Source organism: Bacillus cereus group sp. MYBK5-2 (assembly GCF_051915685.1).
In the GTDB taxonomy this organism is placed as follows: Bacteria; Bacillota; Bacilli; order Bacillales; family Bacillaceae_G; genus Bacillus_A; species Bacillus_A cereus.
In genome coordinates this window covers 104,932-123,962 of sequence record NZ_JBQAFE010000007.1, presented here as the reverse complement: position 1 = coordinate 123,962, position 19,031 = coordinate 104,932, and the positions used below count along the sequence as shown (strand labels likewise).

Here is a 19,031-nt window from a genome sequence, read left to right as displayed (position 1 = left end):
GATGAAAAAACCTTATAAAGTAATGGCCTTATCTACATTAATAGCAACAATCGTAGCGGGTGGCATTATGCCATCATATGCCTCAGCAGAGGAACCAGCACCTATTCATGCAAATCAAGACCTTAAATACCCTAGTTATTACCTTGGACCAACAGGGCTTGATAATGCGATGAAGGACACTAAATCCAATATGTTGGTAATGGATCTGTATGCTTTAACTATACTTAAACAAGCAGATATTAATTTGGATGGTTTACCTTCAGTTGGCGATGATTTAAAGACAAACATTAAAGCCAACCAAAATATTACTAGAGAAAATGCAACATACTGGTTAAATAATTTGAAATCAGGAATAATTACGACGAATCAAAATATTATCAGTTATGATACAACATTCCAAAATTATTCTCGTTATTTATTACAATATAAAAATGATCCAGTCAAACTAACAGCTTTGCTTACAAAGTTGAATGGTGAAATTTCACAGAATAAAGGACAAGTTACCAAATTAGTGGATGATTTGAAAAGCTTTCGCGGCAAATTAGAAAAAGATACACAAAATTTAAAAGGGAATGCTGAAAAAATCGTAAATATTTTAACTGGTGAAGAAGCTGGAATTCCACTGTTCCAGGAACAAATCAAAACAAATAAAGCAGTAATCGATGAGAATAACAAAATTTATATTGCATCGTCGGTTGCAACTGCTGCTGGTGCATATTTGGTTCTTACACCTTTTGCGCCCATTGGTGCACCTATATTAGGAGGTGGGATATACGGAGTAGTTTCATCGCAGCAGCAGATAATCAAGGCACAAGAAGAAATTATAAAGCTAACACAAGATATTTCAATGGCGAAACTACAGTCAGGTAGGTTAACGATAGTGCAAGGTGATATTAAAAATTTAACAGATACAATTGATAAAGCTATTGTTTCTCTTGAAAATATAAAGACTACGTGGGATGTAATGGGTACAAAATATGACGCATTGATTGATAAAGCTAAAAAGGTTGACCCAGAATTCCTTGCTATGGATATAACAGCAGATCTGGATACAGCGAAGGAACATTGGGAGCAGATTAGAATGTACGCTGAAAATATTCAGAATAGTGAGATTAAATTTGTGGAAGAGAAAAAATAGTATTACTTCAATAATTTAGTAAAGTAATGAAAAATATAATATACTAAGTTTCCCTTTTGAAGAACACATAATATGAGTCTCCTGTTCAAGTTTGAGCAGGAGACTTCCTATATAGTTATGAAACTTAATAAAGATTATAGAATAAGAAAGTAAGAGTATCTCTATTTTAATATGTTGTTTTATTTGCAATAATCTTAATTCATTTGAAGTAAAGAATAGAAGCTTATGAATTTAATAAAATATGTGATGCATGTAAAAGAGTAGGTGAAAAAGATGAATAAGAATTTATATAAGAAGATTATTTTGTCAACAATCATTACGGGAATGGCAGCGAATAATGTAATTCCACTTCATACTTTAGCAGCAGAACCAACTGTATCCCAACAGCAAGAAAGCTTGAAGAACTATTCTCTTGGTCCTGGTGAATTTAAAGAAGTAATGGGAAAAATGGTGGCAAATATCCTTACAATGGATTCATATGCCAATACAATCAGTAATCAACAGCTGACAGATTTAAGTAAAATAAGTTCTATAAATGGTGATTTGCAAGCAAACATGATTAAGCATCAACGGGATGCAATAGAGAATGCCGACTTTTGGTTCATGTATTTTAAAACTCGTATTATGTACACGCATCAGAATATTGTAAGTTATAATGATACGTTTCAAGCAAGTTATAAGCTTTTACTAACTGCTATAGAGCAAAAAGATAAAGAGAAATTAAAATATGAACTAGAAAATTTGTACAATAGTATTTTGTACAATAGTCAAAAATTAGATGTACTGTTAGAAAAATTGAAAAATTTTCAAGGTGAAATAGCAGAAAATACAAGAAATTTCAAAGAAGATTTTAATCAATTGGAGAATATTCTAGAAAGTACGAACGCCGGTATTCCGCTTCTACAACAACGAATTGAGAATTGTAATAATACAATTAAAGAAAACTATGATAAACGTGGTGGCTATATAGCTTTATCTGTATTTATGCCTCCGATTGGTATACCATTGCTTGTCACTACTGACAAGAATATCGCATCTGCACAACAAGAAATAGAACAATTAAAGTCCAGAATTTCTGGAGCAGAGGCAGAAGTAGTTATTTTGACTGATGCCAAAAATAAAACGGAACATATGGCTGCAACAGTTGGTACAGCTGTTACTGCTCTTGAAAATATAAAGACTCAGTGGGGGACCGTGGAGAAAAAATATAAATCATTGATTGACAGTGTTGACAACATTAATCTAGACCTGTTTGATGAGATTATAAGAGCAGATCTGAATACAGCGAAGGATAATTGGCAGGACCTTAAAAATTATACGGATAAATTATATGAAGGTGCTAAGATTGCACAAAATAAATAGATTTTACAAATAGGAGAACCATAAATAGGACCGGATTGCAACTGAACACTTGTAAAATAACAAAATTAAAATTAAATAATAAAAGCTTATCGTAAACCACAAGAAGCATAAGATGGACAAAATGGCCATCTTATGCTTTATAGTTTTATTATTTCCACTTATTGGAGAGGTAAACTTTGAGCTTAGAAAACAGCAAATTGTGGCTGTATGTATGTTCAATTTAGACGTAATTTTATTTGAACATTGTTTTTGCTTCTAAATGAAGCTTATTCAAATTGATACTAATAACTTTGATAAATAATTATAGAAAAGAGCGTGTTTTGAAAAAAGTTAATCAAAACACGCTCTTAATATTTTCAGTTGATTGATTCTTTTATAAAAAAGTTTAATCCTTTTCTACTTATAATGCTCCACTATCAAATTCTTTTCTTTAATAAGTCTACAAGTCATTGTGGAGAATTCAAGTACTTACAAAGAATATTTAGCTAACTGTTCCCCAAAAGCTGATAACTCTGTTTCAATTCATTATTATAGAAATGTTTACGTTATTATTTCTTTTTATCTCATCAATAACTAGATATATAGCTTGTTTGCCTATACCTTTCCCCTGAAATTCTTCATCAATCATAAGTCTGTAAATCCAATAATTATTATCATCAGAATCTATCCCAAACATAGTAAATCCTATCATTTTTTCATCAAGATAAATACCTTTTGCATAGAAGTTATCTAGAAATTGAACTTCTGCGATAGAATAAAGGTTGGATGCAATAAATGTTTGTTGTTCTTCTTTAACAGACAGTCTAATTGCTTTTTCCCAATTACTTTTGTCAATTGAATTTAAATAAATTTTCTTCAATCTGATACTCTCCTTCCAATGTTGAGGAGGAACCACGTAGTTTATGGGTTAGTGATACGTTATCCACTTGTTTTTTCGCTCAATGAAATAGAAATATTTTCTCATCGACAACGTCTCCTTAAAGGTACAGTTCAAAACACATTAATATAATTATATTCTTCCAGCTATAAATTATTTTCCTGTTAAAAAAATTCTATTTCTCTACCTAATTTATCTAAGGTATATGATACCAAATATCGGAAGAATCTCTTTGCAAACAATTTTATTTCACCTTGAATAATGAAAGATTGGTCAGATTTATATTATGGTGAAAACTTCAAACGATTGACTCAAGTGAAAGCTAAATACGATCCAGAAGATATTTTCAATTTCCCATAAAGTATTCCACCTGTTTATAAAAAATAGAATTCCTTGCCTGTTTTAAATTTTGCAATTTATAAAGAATAATAGATAAAAAAGATTGCACGGATAATGAATAAACATGAATCAATTAAAAAAGGAGCACATCACATCGACTTCAAGCTAAGATTTTACACTATCCATAAAGTAAAAAATACGTTATTCCTTTCTCTAATTATGCAGAAGGAATAACGTATTTTTTCATTTTAAGAGGAATTTTATTTTCTTAGCTTGATAGAGATATGTTGTTACTCCATTGGTAAAATAAAGAATTTAATTAGCTTACTAAAAAATTGATTTTAAGTAAGAGGTATATATACAGAATACCACCAGCATTTCTCTCATTTTCCACTTTAATATATGGACTTCAGTATTTGACGCAAATAATTTCTTCTAATAATAAGGTAGTAAATTATTTGTACACTAATAAAGCTCGTGAAGATGAAAATAGAATTTCCTGCAATAGGTAAGTCTATGTGCCTGCTCTGTGCTAAAAACCTTATTGCCAAGAAAGCCACGCTACTGTGAAGAACAGAAATCACAATAGGTATAAAAAATAATATACTAATTTGTTGGGTTACAATTTTTTTTATCTCTCTTTTAGTTAACCCTAATTTAGAAAGCATTTGAAATTGGCTTTTATCTCGATCTAAATCTGTAAATAAACGGAAGTAAAGAAAACTAATTGTAAACACGAAAAATACAACTCCTACTAGTACACTAAGAATAGATAGTATCGCATTCACTTGTTTACCTTCTAACCATTTTAATACCGGGGAATCAAATATAAATGGTGGGCGTCCGTTTCTATAATCATTTGGAATTATCTCTGTAAGTTTTTTAGCCACATCTGCTGTTTCATACATGTTTTTAATTAAGAAACGATAGTCTATATACTGATCGACCTTTGCTTCTTCTAATGGTGTATTTAGTATTGTTTCGTACATTGAATCCGAAACAACGACAGAAAAATTATTAGATGGGCTGATAATATTATCCATTAATATTTTATTATCAGAAAAATTATAATTCATATTACCGTGTTCCAGTGTAAGGGATGAAGACATTTTCTTTAATTCCTCTTGAGAAGCTGCTCTCAAATATATTTTTGATGGTAGGATTAGACTGTCTGTTTCCTTATTTAACGTTTCTGCTGAGTATCCTAGTGTTTTTGCAGTTGCGTTGTAATCAGTCAGTTTCATAATTGGTGTTGCATGTCTTGTTGTATTAAAACCAGTAGAAGTTACTAATTTATATGAGAATCCATCATTATGTAATCGTTTCTCTATTTGAGAAATATGAAATGCCTCCTCATTGTTGTGTTTATATGATTTATATTCAAATGCATAAGGACTGTTAACTGCCGCTAATGCGCCATTTCCAATAGAAAGGCAAGCACCAATAGAGGTAAAGGCAACTGCGGAAAGTACACTTACTAGAAAGAGTGTTCTTGCGTTATCTGTCATTCGATATGTTAACTCTGAAATCATTAACATATTGGTTTTTTTAAAGAAAGTGTATTGACGATTTTTCAATATTGTAATGACATAAAAGCTGAGCTGAGTAAATAAAAAGTATGTTCCTAATACAGTTAAGAAAACACATAGTAATAGAACATATATCTCAATTCCTTTTTTTAATGCTATATCCAAATAAAACGCTGAGGCATATCCAATGCAAATACAAAGAATTGAGAAGAAAGCTAGCCATTTAGATGACTTTGGTTCCGCTTTTGGTTTTTCTTCAGATTTCATGAGTTCAATTAGCTGTGATACCTTCATTACTCGTACAGTGAAAAAAGAGACAAGTATAAATAAAATAAAAAACATAAGAGATGTCACTAAAATTGCATTAGTAGGAAAATGAAATGGAAGCCCACCTTTTAACAGGAAAAGGGAACCACTTATTAGTAAGATTAATTTTCCAAAAACTAATCCAAGTCCAATCCCAACAATAATTGCAGAACATCCAATTAACATATTTTCCATGAAAATTAGCTTTTTTAATTGTGCGTTAGACATGCCATGGAGTAATAAAATCCCAAATTCCTTTTTCCTTGTTTTTAAAAACATAGTAATAGAATAGAGAATGAAAAAGAAGGAGAAAAATATAATTAGATATTGAGCAATTTTAAATCCTTTTGTACTTAAAGAACTCATGGTCTCACTGGTCGATACAAGATTTCCAGTGAAATTAGGATGAAATGCAAGCAATTCAAAAGTAAATAGAATCATCACGGCAAATGTACTACTCAAAAAATGTCCAAGGTATAATCGTTTATTACGAGTGACATTATTATATACAAGTTGACGAAAATTCATGTTAATTACCTCCTAGTAAAGATAGTGCATCTGTAATATCTTTGTGAAATTTTGAACGATTGTCATCGCAATAAATTTCATTATAAAAAGATCCATCTGTAATGAAGATTACTCGATCACAGTAACTCGCAGCTACGGGATCATGTGTCACTAGCATCATAGTTACTTGTTGATCTTGATTTAATTTCTTTAGGAGTTCCATCACATCATTTGCCGCTTTTGAATCTAAATTTCCTGTTGGTTCATCTGCTAATATTAATTGAGGAGAATGAATAAGGGCACGAGCAATGGCGGTTCGTTGAGCTTGTCCTCCTGAAATTTCATAGGTTCTTTTATTTAAAATCTGTTCAATCCCTAGTTTTTTGGAAATGACTTCTACTTTGTTGTTCATTTCATTCAAACTTATATTATCTAATGTAAGTGGTAAAACAATATTCTCTTTTACAGTTAGAGTATTCATAAGGTTAAAGGATTGAAAGACAAACCCTAGTTCACGGCGTCTAAATAATGCTAAATCATTAGAAGATAAACAATGGGGATTTTTTTCGTTAATAAATACTTCTCCTGATGTTGGTGCATCAATAGTAGAAATCATATTCAGTAAAGTTGATTTGCCACTTCCTGATGCTCCCATAATTCCTACAAATTCTCCTTTTTGTATTGTCAAATCAATATTGGAAAGAGCTTTATAAGATACTTTTCCTGTATTATAAATTTTACTTAAGTTACGGACTGTTAATATACTCATAGTTGTTATCTCCTATTCTTTTATTGGCTATATATAATTTAATCTAAAGTATTATAGTCCTCATATTGAATTGTCTTACATTTACCTTACAAGCATGTAAGATTTCTATCTTTTAAGAGAATTGTTTTAGAAGAGGTTGAAGATCTAACTCACCATATTTACAGTGTATAACGTCTGTTAAATTAAAGGAAGGAACCTATCATATTTCCTAATAGGTTCCTTTTTTAATACAAAAATTTCAAATATATAGAGTTATGCTTCGAATCGTTTGTATTTTTATAAAAATCTTATAAAGTTAAATTTCTTGTTTTATTTTAGCTTTATATTGATAAGGTACTAGCATCCTATTTTTTTATTATTTAAATTAGAATAAATATCTACTGTCGTTTAATAGGTAATGAATAATAACCAAAAGCTAAATCCAGCAAGGAACTTGCTTCTTGACGCAGTAACACATCTTTCGGACGGAACATAAAAGATCCGTCAGCGTTGATGGAAGTATCAGGGTCTAGAATTCCTTGGGAGGCAAGTGCCTGAATCGATTGGACTGCCCAGTCGTCTGCGGCATCAAGTAATTTAACTTTAATAGCTTTATCAGGTCGAATCGGTTTCAAGTCTTGAATTTGCTTAACGTTTTGAATCATGGTTGCTGCGACCTGTCGTGTAATCGGGGTAGCACGATTATACTCTGGAATTCCATTTATCATTTTTTCCCTGGCCTCCTTGGATTCGTCTGGAAAACCGTTCCATCCGTGAGCAAGTAACAGCATATCCGCAAATTCTCCTTGTGTCATGGTGTCCATCGGATTAAATAGATTATCTGTTTTAGCACCCATAATGTTTAGAGCATGAAGGTTATCAATGTGACTTCTATATTTACTCTTTGCTGGCACGTCATCAAACGGTGATTTGTTGTTAATTTTCTGAGCATCTGCTACAAAATCAAGGCTTTTAGGAGAGGTGTAGTGAAAATATGTGATTTCTCCTGCTGAATTCTTTTTGAAAGCGACTTTATTGCCTTCTGAATCCTCAAATAACAATGAATGAATCATTTTGAGAACTTGTTTTCCCGTTGTTCCACCCTCCATGATCAAATTCCCATTTTCATAAGTAAAATGAGTGCGAATGGCAGCGAAACGCGTGTTCTGGAATAAACCCAAGTATTTATGAGCCTCTTTTTCCTCTAACGGGAGATAACTTGTTTTTACTTCATTCTTCTTAGCGGGGAAATAGTGATCCATGAGAGCTTCATATATGTCTATACTCATCATTGAATCATTATTGTAAGACATGAAGAATGCTGTTTTTTGTTCAGGCACTAAAATCAGCAGTGATTGATGCCCAGGCATACTTCCACCTTTCATTACAACATGTTGATCGTTAGCAAATTTATTAAAAGGCGTTTCAAATCCAATTGTCGCAACAGGGACTGTCTTATCATCAAAAACTTGATAGGCATGCATCATATCTATGCCTTTTTTACTTATAATTTCTTTGTCTTTAAACGTTCCTTTCTGTAGTTGCATAATCATGTATTTTGACATGTCTTCCGCAGTAGATAAAATGCCTCCTTGTGGTGTATCCCTTAAACCGCTCCCACTTGTTGGAATCGGATCGCCAGTGGGACCATAATGGGTAGCCATTCTTTTGAGAAGGTCAGGCGTAAAGCTCATACTCGTAGATTCCATATCTAATGGTTTGAAAATATTTTTTTCCATATATTTTGAGAAAGGGGTGTTAGTAGCATTTTCTACTGCAAACCCTGCGAGCGCAAATGAGACGTTGTCATACGTATAAGCTTCCCCTGGTGGCCGTATCACCGTTGGCATATGCTTAGAGAAAAATTCTTTCATTGGTATACTATTATGAACGTATTCGGGTCCAGTTATATTTGTGAGATCCGGAAAATCTACCCCGCTAGTATAAGTAAGCATATCAAACAGGGTGAGAGGTTTCCCTGTTTGATTAGGAATTTGTAATCCACCAAGGTATTTTTGTACATCTTGATCTAGTTTAAGCTTTCCTTTATCGACTTGCTGCATCACAGCCAAAGCAGTAAAGGTTTTTGAGACTGAAGCGATTTGAAAGACCGTGTCCTTAGTGACAGGGATTTTCTTTTCTTTATTGGCATATCCATATCCTTTATTGACAACGACCTTTCCATCATGAACGACGACAAAACTAGAACCGTTCACATTATACTTCTTCATTTTTTCTTCAAATAACGGGTCTGCAAAAGATTCTATTTCTTTTTTATTAGTAGGTCCTTCCATCATTTGAATATTAGTTGAGGATGTTAATGGTTTTGATTTTTCAGCTTCTAATAATTGTTGGGAACACGCAGAAATCATGGTTGAAGAAGAAAGAAGAACTGCAACGATCCCCAGTTTGTTAATTGCTTGTTTCATTTTTGTAAGCTCCTTTAATTGATTTGTTTTTTTGTTAGCGAAACGAGTTAGCACCCGTTAGCGTATGAACAGAGTGTAGCAAGAGGCCAGTCATAGTAGGTAGTGAGTTTTTGTCATATTTATAAAGGAGAACAAAATTGAGTGGATAAGGCTGTATTAATAGTTATGTCATAAAAGTCATGACATTTTGACACTACCGTGTGTGACAGAAAAACATTTAGAATCAAGGAGCAGTTTTTAACGCATTAACAATAAATGGGGAGGGGAGACCTACATTGTGTATGTTAAAAAATATAATGAGGCGTGAAAGGGGAAATAGGCATGATTTATTTATGAAAAACAAACCAGTAATAAGAGTGGTTCTTCTAGGGTTAACATACATGCGGAAAAAGAGGGATTTATCGTTTGTTAGAATACAATTGCATTTGTGAAAAAATAATTAGCAAGATAATTACAAATGTAATATTGAACTTTTAATAGAGGTGATAGCTGTGTGCTTAGTATGAAACAGCTAATAACCATCTACACAATATGAATAGAGGAGAGGGAGAATCTTATGAAAACAAGTAGACAAATTACGAGTGCAAGTCTGACCCTTTTAATGGCTGGAAGTTCTTTGTTATATACAACACCAAGCTCAATTGTAAAAGCAGAGCCCAATCAAAATGTATCTAATTCGTTACAAACAAATACTCAAAGAGATCGTACTTCCGTCAAGAAAGCAATGCGGGATACGCTACAACTTGGATACCCAGGGATACTCGCCAAAATTTCAAAGGATAGAAAAACGTGGAGTTATGCTGCTGGGGTAGCGGATTTGAGAACCAAAAAACCAATGAAAGCAGATTATCGCTTTCGTATTGGCAGTGTTACGAAGACATTCATTGCGACAGTGCTACTTCAATTGGCTGGAGAGAACCGCTTGAATCTAGATGACTCCATCGAAAAATGGTTACCTGGCGTCGTTCAAGGAAACGGATATGATGGTAACCAGATCACGATTCGGCAGATATTGAATCATACAAGTGGGATTGCTGAATACTTAAAGTCAAAAGACTATGATATTATGGATACAAAAAAATTGTATACGGCTGAAGAATTAGTAAAGATGGGAATTTCTCTTCCACCAGACTTTGCTCCAGGTAAGGGCTGGTCTTATTCAAACACAGGATACGTAATACTAGGTATGCTTATTGAAAAAGTAACTGGAAACAGCTATGCGGAAGAGGTTGAAAATCGGATTGTTGAACCGCTCGAATTGTCGAATACATTCCTACCTGGTAATTCAACTGTTATTCCAGGTACCAATCATGCCCGTGGATATGAAAGATATGACGGAGAAAGTGAGCTAAAAGACGTTACTTATTCATACCCAGGTAGCTCGGATGGAGATATAATTTCTACTGCTGACGATTTAAACAAATTCTTCTCTTACTTACTCAGTGGCAAATTACTGAAGGAACAGCAACTAAAACAAATGCTTACTACAGTTCCTACAGGAACAGAAGTAATCGATGGATATGGTCTTGGAATCTATGAAACTAAACTTCCAAACGGTGTCTCGATATGGGGACACGCAGGTGCCTCTCCAGGGTTTTCTACTTTTGCTGGAGGCACACTTGGAGGCAAGCATACATTGGCCATCAATTTGAATGGCCATAAAACTAGTCATTCTAATCCTTTTAAAAATATTTTACTTGCTGAATTTAGCAAGTAGGCAAAAAGGAAAAATAGATAAATTTTGTCATAGTTTTTATAGTTGAAAATATCCTTTTCTGGTTCAAAAAATACCTTAATTTTAAAGTTTTTTTAAAATTAAGGTAGTAAATGCTGTTAAGCTAATAAAACAAAATCCTCCGTAACATGAAAAACGTTATTCTTTCTCTAGAATCATAGGAAAGGATAACGTTTTTTTACATTTGGGGTAAAGCAGGTTCCTAATTTGATGGACATGTGGCAGTACCCTAGCCTATCAAATTAATAGAACTGAGTTTTTCTTAAAATAAAAACCACCGAATTATAGAAGTGGTTTTGAGCGTAAGGAATTTGTAAGAAAGGAGTAAGAGAAAAGAGATTTTCATTGTGTATGATCAAAATGTAGAGAAGAACGAGAGGGGGAATAGATACTATATATTTATATAAAAACAAATTCATTAACAAAACTCTATGGAAGAAAAGAAGAAATTACAGAGGTTAACATACATCTGAAAAAGAGGAATTAATCATTTATTAGGTCAGAAAGTTGTTTGTAGAAATAATTGGTGCATAGATGATTGCAAATTCAGTGTTGACTTTTATCATTGGGAGAGTTGATAGCTGTGTGGTTAGCATATGACATAGCTATCAACCATCAATACAATTTAAATAGAGGAGAGGAATGCTTTATGAAAACAAGCAGTAAAATTACATGTGCAAGTCTAGCACTTTTAATAGCTGGAAGTTCCCTGTTATACATAACACCAACATCAATTGTAAAAGCAGAACCTACGCAAAGTGTATCTAGTTCGCTACAAACAAGCACTCAAAGAGAACGTAATTCCGTCAAAGAGGCAATGCGGGATACATTGCAACTTGGATATCCTGGAATACTTGCTAAAACTTCTGAGGGTGGAAAAACATGGAGTTATGCCGCTGGGTTAGCGGACCTGAGCACCAAGAAACCAATGAAAACAGATTTTCGCTTTCGCATTGGTAGTGTAACGAAGACGTTCATTGCAACAGTTCTACTTCAATTATCTGGAGAGAACCGTTTGAATCTAGACGACTCCATTGAAAAATGGTTGCCTGGTGTTATTCAAGGAAACGGATATGATGGTAACCAGATTACGATCCGGCAAATATTGAATCATACAAGTGGTATTGCTGACTATACAAATTCAAAAGACTTTGATATTACGGATACAAAAAAATCGTATACGGCTGAAGAATTCGTCAAAATGGGGATTTCACTTCCCCCAGACTTTGCCCCAGGAAAGGGTTGGTCTTATTCAAATACAGGATACGTATTACTGGGGATTCTTATTGAAAAAGTAACTGGCAACAGTTATGCCGAAGAGGTTGAAAATCGGATTATTGAACCGCTTGATTTGTCAAATACATTCCTACCTGGCAATTCAAGCGTGATTCCAGGCACCAAGCATGCCCGTGGCTATTTCCAACTAGACGGAGCAAGTGAGCTAAAAGACGTTACTTATATTAACCCAGGTAGCTCGGATGGAGATATCATTTCTACTGCTGATGACTTAAACAAATTCTTCTCTTACTTACTAGGTGGCAAATTACTGAAGGAACAGCAATTAAAACAAATGCTTACTACAGTTCCTACAAATAGAGAGGGAACCGGATATGGTCTTGGAATCTATGAAACTAAGCTTCCGAACGGTGACTCGGTATGGGGACACAGGGGGGTCGTTCCAGGGTTTACCACTTTTGCTGGTGGCACACTTGGAGGTAAGCATACATTGGCCGTCAATTTGAACAGTTTTAAAGCTGATAGTCCTGATCCATTTAAAAGGATTTTACTTGCTGAATTTAGCAAGTAGGTAAAAAGGAAAACCAGATAAAAAGTGAGTTTTAGGAATTAGAATAAATGTATCTTAACAGTAATAGGGGGGGGAATAGTTTAAACTGGGATCCTTAGAGCATGTCAAAAAACTAATAAGTAAGTATTTCAGGAGGGTTTTATGAAAAAGAAAATGATTATTGCAATTGTTGCTTCTGCTATAACAATGACTCATTTTGTAGGAAATACTTATGCAGATTCGAAAACAGAGGTTTCTGTTACAGCTCCCTACAATACAAATCAAATAGCGAAATGGTTAGAAGCACATGCAAAGCCTTTAAAAACAACTAATCCAACTGCATCTCTTAATGATTTGAAACCACTCAAGGATATGGTAGGTTCAGCTTCAATTGTAGGTTTAGGTGAAGCTACGCATGGGGCTCATGAAGTTTTTACGATGAAACACCGTATTGTTAATTATTTAGTATCTGAAAAGGGCTTTACCAATCTAGTTTTAGAAGAGGGATGGGATAGGGCCTTGGAACTTGATCGATATGTTCTTACTGGTAAGGGAAACCCAAGCCAACATCTATCACCTACATTTAAGACGAAAGAAATGCTAGCTTTACTTGATTGGATTCGGCAATATAATGCTAATCCAAAACATAAATCGAAAGTACGTATCATCGGGATGGACATTCAATCAGTAAACGAGAATGTTTATAATAATATAATAGAATATATTAAAGCGAACAATTCAAAACTGTTGCCTAGAGTAGAAGAGAAGATAAAAGGTCTTATTCCTGTAACAAAGGATATGAATACTTTTGAAAGCCTTACGAAAGAAGAAAAAGAAAAGTATGTTTTAGATGCTAAACAAATTAGTGCTTTATTAGAGGAAAATAAAAGCTATTTAAATGGAAAATCTAAAGAGTTTGCATGGATAAAGCAAAATGCTCGTATTATTGAACAGTTTACTACAATGTTAGCGACACCTCCTGATAAACCATCGGATTTTTATTTGAAACATGATATTGCAATGTATGAAAATGCGAAGTGGACTGAAGAACATTTAGGAAAAACGATTGTATGGGGACATAATGGACACGTTTCGAAAACAAATATGCTGCCTTTTATATATCCTAAAGTAGCTGGGCAGCATTTAGCAGAATATTATGGAAAACGGTACGTATCTATTGGAACGTCAGTTTATGAAGGGCAATATAATGTCAAGAATAGCGATGGTGAATTTGGCCCCTATGGAACATTAAAATCGGATGATTCAAGCAGTTATAACTACATCTTTGGACAAGTTAAAAAAGATCAATTTTTTATTGATTTACGTAAGGCAAACGGCGTGACAAAAACTTGGTTAAACGAACAACATCCAATTTTCGCTGGAATAACTACCGAAGGGCCTGATATACCAAAAACTGTTGATATATCATTAGGTAAAGCGTTTGATATACTTGTTCAAATTCAAAAAGTGAGTCCATCTCAACTACATCAATAAATTTGTAATAATGTGGCTCAACGAAGTGTAGTATTGATGATAGTGTTAAGTGTCAATAGTGTAGTTTAGAAATGTCAGTTAGGTTATTTTATTAAAGGATTATTAGATGAAATAAATGTTTTCAAATTAGAGACGATGTGGGATAGAAGCACATTAACATTAAGTTAACAAAATAAAATTCTCCCTAATTAGATAAAATGAGGAACTAAGGAATTTATCCCACATTAACGGACAATAAGAGCTCAACCTCAAAATGCAGCGAAAACAAAGAAGTTAGGCTAGGTGGGTTGCCCGTAAAAAACTGATTGGTGAGGGCTGATTAAAGTTTACTTTATACGTGTGATGAACTAAATTAAGAAATTGATTAGGGTACGTCGTTTCTTTTAGGAATCCTTATTATAAGGATTCCTTTTTTGTACCAAAAAATTTGCAAAGAAAAAAGATAAGATTGGGAACACAATCTTATCTTTAACATAAAGAATTAGCGTATGAACAGAGTATAACAAGCGGCGAGTCATAGTCGATAGTAAACTTCTGTCATGTTTATAAAGAACAACAAAAATTGAGTAAATAAGGCTGTATTGATGGTTATGTCATACAAACCGTGACATTTTGACACTAACGTATGTGACAGAAAAATACTTAGGATTAAAAAAGTAGTTTTTAACACATTAGCAATGAATGAGGAGGAGAGATTTTAATGATAAAAGCATCAGCTCAAAAAACTTTGCAAGATTTTTATTTCTTGTTATTTACCTTTGTATCCGGTTTTTTTTACTTTTGTTTCTATCTGGTCAGCATTACATTTGCATTAGTAATGACGATTATTTTTTGGGGTATTCCCTTATTAGCGTGGGTACTACAAACAACTCACACGTTTGTTCAGTATGAACGCATTCAAACGAAGGTTTATACAGATATATCGATAGATTTATTCGAACCAAGAAAAAAAGAGGAAGGAGATAAATGGATTAAAGCGATAGATACAATCCTCAATAATAGCAACTGGAGGGCTATTTTTTGGCTCATGCAGAAAATTTTTGTTGGAATAATGAGTCTTATATGTGCTGTTTTACTGTATGTAATACCACTAGGATGTATCGTTACCCCCTTACTTTTTCAATATTTTAATATATACTTATTGGGCATTGCAGTGAATTCATGGGAGACAGCAATTTTTGTCATGATTGCTGGTTTCATTCTCATCTGGATACATAATCTTATTGGAAACAGCTTAGTTCGAACTATTGGAATGTACACGCGTTTCATGTTTAAAGCTATAAAGGAGTGATAATTTGTTTAAGACTTTAAAACTATGGTTTTGGTATGATTGGGCCTTACTTTGTATGCGCTTTATTGTTTGGCTATCATTGATATCAACGACTATCCAACAACAAGGTCATTTGACAGTACCACTTTGGATCATAATCCTTTGGGAAGTCGTTTCATTTTCAGTACCTTGGATTTGTTTAATGTTCAGCTATCGCTATTATTTATTTACTGAAATAATATTATTTGGCGGAGTTTGTTTCTATTTAACTTTATTATTTCCGTTAGCGTATCTTGCTTTTTTAATGCCAACTTTTATGATTGCGGCAAATAGCGTTCATAAATCTTACCGCTGGTCGGGTCCTATTACAATTATTTTGTTCCCGTTGCTCATTGCGATATTTTCCAAAGTAACAGATTTATGGGTAATCATCCTACAACTCAGTTTAGCTTTTGCTATGGGCTCTTTCTTTCGTTTACTGGCTATTAATTACCGTCAAAGTGAAATTATTCGGAACCAGAAACATGTATTGGAACAGTACGTATCCCAAGTTGAGCGGATTACATTACTGGAGGAACGTGATAGGCTCTCAAAAGACTTACACGATACGATGGGACATTCCTATACTTCAATTATTATGGGGATGGAAACATTGCGTATGGAATTAAAGTCTAAAGAAGGAGAGCAGCAGCTAGATTCATTATTACAATTGGCCCGTAACAGTATGGAAGAAGTAAGACTGTATTTACACCAATTAGATTTATCACAAGAGTCGCTTCCCTTAGCTACCACACTACAACAATTGACAGAGGAATTTAAGAAACATGCAAAAGTAAATGTACGTACTCGAATAATAGGGGAAGAGTATATAGTCTCCAAACAATCAAAAATGACACTATATCGGAGCTTGCAGGAATCACTAACAAATGCTGTTCGACATGGGCATTCCACAGAAATCATTGTGTCACTTCATTTTGAACCACAACAGATAAGGTTGGATGTACAGGATAATGGCTGTGGGGTAGAAGAGTGGACGGATGGCTTTGGATTAACTGCAATGAAAGAGCGTGTAAGTCAGTCACAAGGAAGAGTCATTGTTTATTCCAAAAAAGGGGAAGGGACATTAATTTCATGTGTTTTACCGAAACAAGTACAATTGGCTAACGAACAAATTCGTCTGTGTATTGTCGATGATCATTCTTTTATCCGAGAAAGTCTTCATACAATTTTGGGTGGACTGGAGGATTTACAAGTAGTGGGAATGGCTGAAGATGGAGAACGGGCTTTGGAATTGTGCGAGAGATTAAAACCAGATGTAGTATTAATGGATTTAGAGATGCCAAATCTGGATGGGATTCATGCAACTAAAATGATTAAGAAAAAATGGCCGGACATTCGTGTACTCATTCTGTCAACCTTCCAGAATACAGAAAGGGCCAAAGAAATCATACGAAATGGTGCGGATGGATATGTATTGAAATCCATAGATTCGCGTGAACTAGCTGAATCAATTCGTCTAGTCTATCGAGGAGGCACGATGATTACTCATGACTTGTTCCATAGGATGTGGGAAGAAAATGAAGAAACAGGATTATTTGAATCACGATCAGCTGGAATAGAGTATGGATTGACGAAACGAGAATTAGAGATTTTGAAACTATTATCACAAGGAAGCCGTTATAAAACAATAGCTTCGACACTTTACTTGTCAAACGGAACAGTAAGAAATTACGCCTCCAATCTCTATGAGAAGCTAGGAGTTAAAAATCGAGAAGAAGCAGTACAAAAGGCAAAAGATATAGGATTACTTTCATGACTCTCCCACTTGAACTAGTTAGCTGAAGTTAATGGGGAACTTACAGATGATGCAGGACATCACTACCCAATCCCACATTTGAAACTACAATGAAAAATAAAGATTTGGAACGCCTCTGCTTTTTTGTGAAAAAAGTTGTTTAAAAAGGTTATTTGAATTCTCATATCGAAAAAGTAAAACACTATAGACGAAGACTATAAAATTTGTAGACTATAACTAAATTTGAAACAAGGTTTAAGGTAGATGAATGTCTTATTGAAACCTATCTTTACAAAGGACTGGTAAATAGTTTTCATATTTGTTAGTACATCGGTTCTAAATCTAAAAATAAAATAGGTATTTGGGTCAATAACATCTTTGATTTAAATGTTATTGACCCAATTTAGAAAATATCTATTAAGTTGCCATGAGTAATTTTAGAATTGAAAGAGGGAATTTCGTAAATTCGGGGATAATAGTACTCACTAAATTAAAGCTCTCTATAAAGAGAAGAATTTAGAAACTAAAGAAATCAGTGTGAAGGTGCTTGATTGTAGTCAAATATAAAATATGTTGTTTTGAGTTGAAGTAAGATGTGTAATTGAAAAAGATAACAGGATAATATATTTCTAATTATTTAAAGGGAAAGGGATGTGATTGAGGTGAATAATACATATAATGAAAAGACGCATACATTGATTAAACAATTATTAAAAAAGTTTTCACCAAAAGTTCCTGGCTTTGTATATATGGCCAGTTTTGATAGCGGAGTAACGTATAAAGGTGCAGTTGGCTTAGCTTCTATAGAGGAAAATCTACCGATAACCACAAAGAGCGTTTTTAATATCGCCTCAGTTTCTAAACAATTTACAGCGTTTTCTATATTACTCTTAGAACAAGAGGGAAGATTGAGTTTAGATGATTCAATTGTAAAGTTTGTCCCTTCTATAGGAACATATGCTGAACCAGTAACATTGAGGCATCTAATTCATCATACTGGCGGACTAGTTGATTATATGGAATTGGCTCAAGCAGAAAATATTAAATTTACTGATATATTAACTGTGGAACAATCGCTAAAACACCTTAATGGTCATCAAATTGCAAGGTTCCCTGTTGGCACAAAATTTGAGTATAGCAATACAGGATATTTTTTATTGTCACTAGTGGTAGAGAAGGTAAGCGGGAAGTCTTTACGTCAGTTTGCAAAAGAACGTATTTTTGATTCTTTAAATATGAAAGACACAACAATTGTAGATTGCTACCCAACTACTATATCAATTGCTAGGGGGTATTCAAAGAATGAACAAGGAGCATATATGGTCTATGAAAGCCCTTGGGAACATACAGGTGATGGGGCAGTTCATGCAACAGTCGAAGACCTGGTAAAGTGGGGAGAAAATTTAACTACGGGTACCGTTGGCGGAAAAGAACTTGTTAAAAGAATGAGCGAAATAGGTCCGGAAATTTCTCCAACTGGGGAAACAATTATTGACAATGAAGATTATGCTTTTGGGCTAAGGCTTGCAGAAGGTTTTAACTGTCGATACTTGGAACATTCAGGTAGCTGGGCAGGTTATCGTTCATACTTCATGCGGTTTCCAAAAGAATATTTGACTGTTGTAGTACTAAGTAACTATGATGGATTTGACTCTAAAAAATATGCTAATGAAATAGCGGGAATTATTTTAGAAAAGTAAAAAATAGGGTGTAGAA

The 19,031-nt window shown here is 33.8% G+C and carries 11 protein-coding genes and 2 pseudogenes; 9 read left to right on the top strand and 4 right to left on the bottom strand.

Annotated elements, in window-relative coordinates; all coding sequences use genetic code 11:
• The first annotated feature begins 1 nt into the window (after position 1).
• A complete protein-coding gene (nheB, locus tag ACTFP3_RS22090; protein ID WP_440011337.1) occupies positions 2 to 1,138 on the top strand; it encodes a non-hemolytic enterotoxin subunit B in 1,137 nt (378 codons plus the stop codon).
• A gap of 273 nt (positions 1,139 to 1,411) precedes the next feature.
• On the top strand, positions 1,412 to 2,500 hold the full coding sequence (gene nheC / locus ACTFP3_RS22085) for a non-hemolytic enterotoxin subunit C (RefSeq protein ID WP_440011279.1): 1,089 nt from the start codon (positions 1,412 to 1,414) through the stop codon (positions 2,498 to 2,500).
• A gap of 468 nt (positions 2,501 to 2,968) precedes the next feature.
• Here the strand turns inward: nheC and ACTFP3_RS22080 are convergent.
• A pseudogene (locus ACTFP3_RS22080) lies at positions 2,969 to 3,359 on the bottom strand (GNAT family N-acetyltransferase).
• A 279-nt stretch (positions 3,360 to 3,638) separates the two neighbouring features.
• Between ACTFP3_RS22080 and ACTFP3_RS22075 the strand changes: the two are divergent.
• Positions 3,639 to 3,737: pseudogene (locus tag ACTFP3_RS22075) on the top strand (BBE domain-containing protein); the annotation flags it as partial.
• A 374-nt stretch (positions 3,738 to 4,111) separates the two neighbouring features.
• On the opposite strand, the gene ACTFP3_RS22070 reads toward ACTFP3_RS22075, so the two are convergent.
• The 3 genes from ACTFP3_RS22070 to ACTFP3_RS22060 all read right to left on the bottom strand — a co-directional run bounded on the left by ACTFP3_RS22070 (position 4,112) and on the right by ACTFP3_RS22060 (position 9,235).
• Positions 4,112 to 6,079: an ABC transporter permease gene (locus tag ACTFP3_RS22070; protein ID WP_440011278.1), complete on the bottom strand. Its 1,968-nt coding sequence runs from the start codon at positions 6,077 to 6,079 to the stop codon at positions 4,112 to 4,114.
• A gap of 1 nt (position 6,080) precedes the next feature.
• Positions 6,081 to 6,827, bottom strand: a complete 747-nt coding sequence (locus ACTFP3_RS22065) for an ABC transporter ATP-binding protein (protein WP_000025975.1) — start codon at positions 6,825 to 6,827, stop codon at positions 6,081 to 6,083.
• 377 nt (positions 6,828 to 7,204) lie between these two features.
• On the bottom strand, positions 7,205 to 9,235 hold the full coding sequence (locus ACTFP3_RS22060; RefSeq protein ID WP_113303079.1) for a serine hydrolase: 2,031 nt from the start codon (positions 9,233 to 9,235) through the stop codon (positions 7,205 to 7,207).
• 556 nt (positions 9,236 to 9,791) lie between these two features.
• Here ACTFP3_RS22060 and ACTFP3_RS22055 point away from each other — a divergent pair.
• The 6 genes from ACTFP3_RS22055 to ACTFP3_RS22030 all read left to right on the top strand — a co-directional run bounded on the left by ACTFP3_RS22055 (position 9,792) and on the right by ACTFP3_RS22030 (position 19,015).
• Complete coding sequence (locus ACTFP3_RS22055) at positions 9,792 to 10,952, top strand: serine hydrolase domain-containing protein (RefSeq protein ID WP_124749812.1); 1,161 nt, start codon at positions 9,792 to 9,794, stop codon at positions 10,950 to 10,952.
• Positions 10,953 to 11,619: 667 nt separating this feature from the next.
• Complete coding sequence (locus tag ACTFP3_RS22050; protein ID WP_440011275.1) at positions 11,620 to 12,777, top strand: serine hydrolase domain-containing protein; 1,158 nt, start codon at positions 11,620 to 11,622, stop codon at positions 12,775 to 12,777.
• A gap of 141 nt (positions 12,778 to 12,918) precedes the next feature.
• Positions 12,919 to 14,250, top strand: a complete 1,332-nt coding sequence (locus tag ACTFP3_RS22045) for an erythromycin esterase family protein (RefSeq protein WP_059303786.1) — start codon at positions 12,919 to 12,921, stop codon at positions 14,248 to 14,250.
• A 700-nt stretch (positions 14,251 to 14,950) separates the two neighbouring features.
• The gene (locus ACTFP3_RS22040; RefSeq protein WP_086389143.1) at positions 14,951 to 15,541 is read left to right on the top strand and encodes a sensor domain-containing protein; all 591 of its coding nucleotides are present in this window, start codon (positions 14,951 to 14,953) and stop codon (positions 15,539 to 15,541) included.
• A 4-nt stretch (positions 15,542 to 15,545) separates the two neighbouring features.
• Positions 15,546 to 17,336, top strand: a complete 1,791-nt coding sequence (locus ACTFP3_RS22035; RefSeq protein ID WP_440011274.1) for a response regulator — start codon at positions 15,546 to 15,548, stop codon at positions 17,334 to 17,336.
• Between the two features lie 641 nt (positions 17,337 to 17,977).
• Positions 17,978 to 19,015 (top strand): serine hydrolase domain-containing protein, encoded by a 1,038-nt coding sequence (locus ACTFP3_RS22030; protein WP_059303783.1) that lies wholly within the window; start codon positions 17,978 to 17,980, stop codon positions 19,013 to 19,015.
• Positions 19,016 to 19,031: the final 16 nt, after the last annotated feature.

Bases quoted from the DNA above. Each gene is read 5' to 3' on its own strand.
- nheC (WP_440011279.1), top strand. From the start codon at position 1,412: ATGAATAAGAATTTATATAAGAAGATTATTTTGTCAACAATCATTACG.
- ACTFP3_RS22065 (WP_000025975.1), bottom strand. From the start codon at position 6,827: ATGAGTATATTAACAGTCCGTAACTTAAGTAAAATTTATAATACAGGA.
- ACTFP3_RS22070 (WP_440011278.1), bottom strand. From the start codon at position 6,079: ATGAATTTTCGTCAACTTGTATATAATAATGTCACTCGTAATAAACGA.
- ACTFP3_RS22050 (WP_440011275.1), top strand. From the start codon at position 11,620: ATGAAAACAAGCAGTAAAATTACATGTGCAAGTCTAGCACTTTTAATA.
- ACTFP3_RS22060 (WP_113303079.1), bottom strand. From the start codon at position 9,235: ATGAAACAAGCAATTAACAAACTGGGGATCGTTGCAGTTCTTCTTTCT.
- ACTFP3_RS22040 (WP_086389143.1), top strand. From the start codon at position 14,951: ATGATAAAAGCATCAGCTCAAAAAACTTTGCAAGATTTTTATTTCTTG.
- nheB (WP_440011337.1), top strand. From the start codon at position 2: ATGAAAAAACCTTATAAAGTAATGGCCTTATCTACATTAATAGCAACA.
- ACTFP3_RS22055 (WP_124749812.1), top strand. From the start codon at position 9,792: ATGAAAACAAGTAGACAAATTACGAGTGCAAGTCTGACCCTTTTAATG.
- ACTFP3_RS22045 (WP_059303786.1), top strand. From the start codon at position 12,919: ATGAAAAAGAAAATGATTATTGCAATTGTTGCTTCTGCTATAACAATG.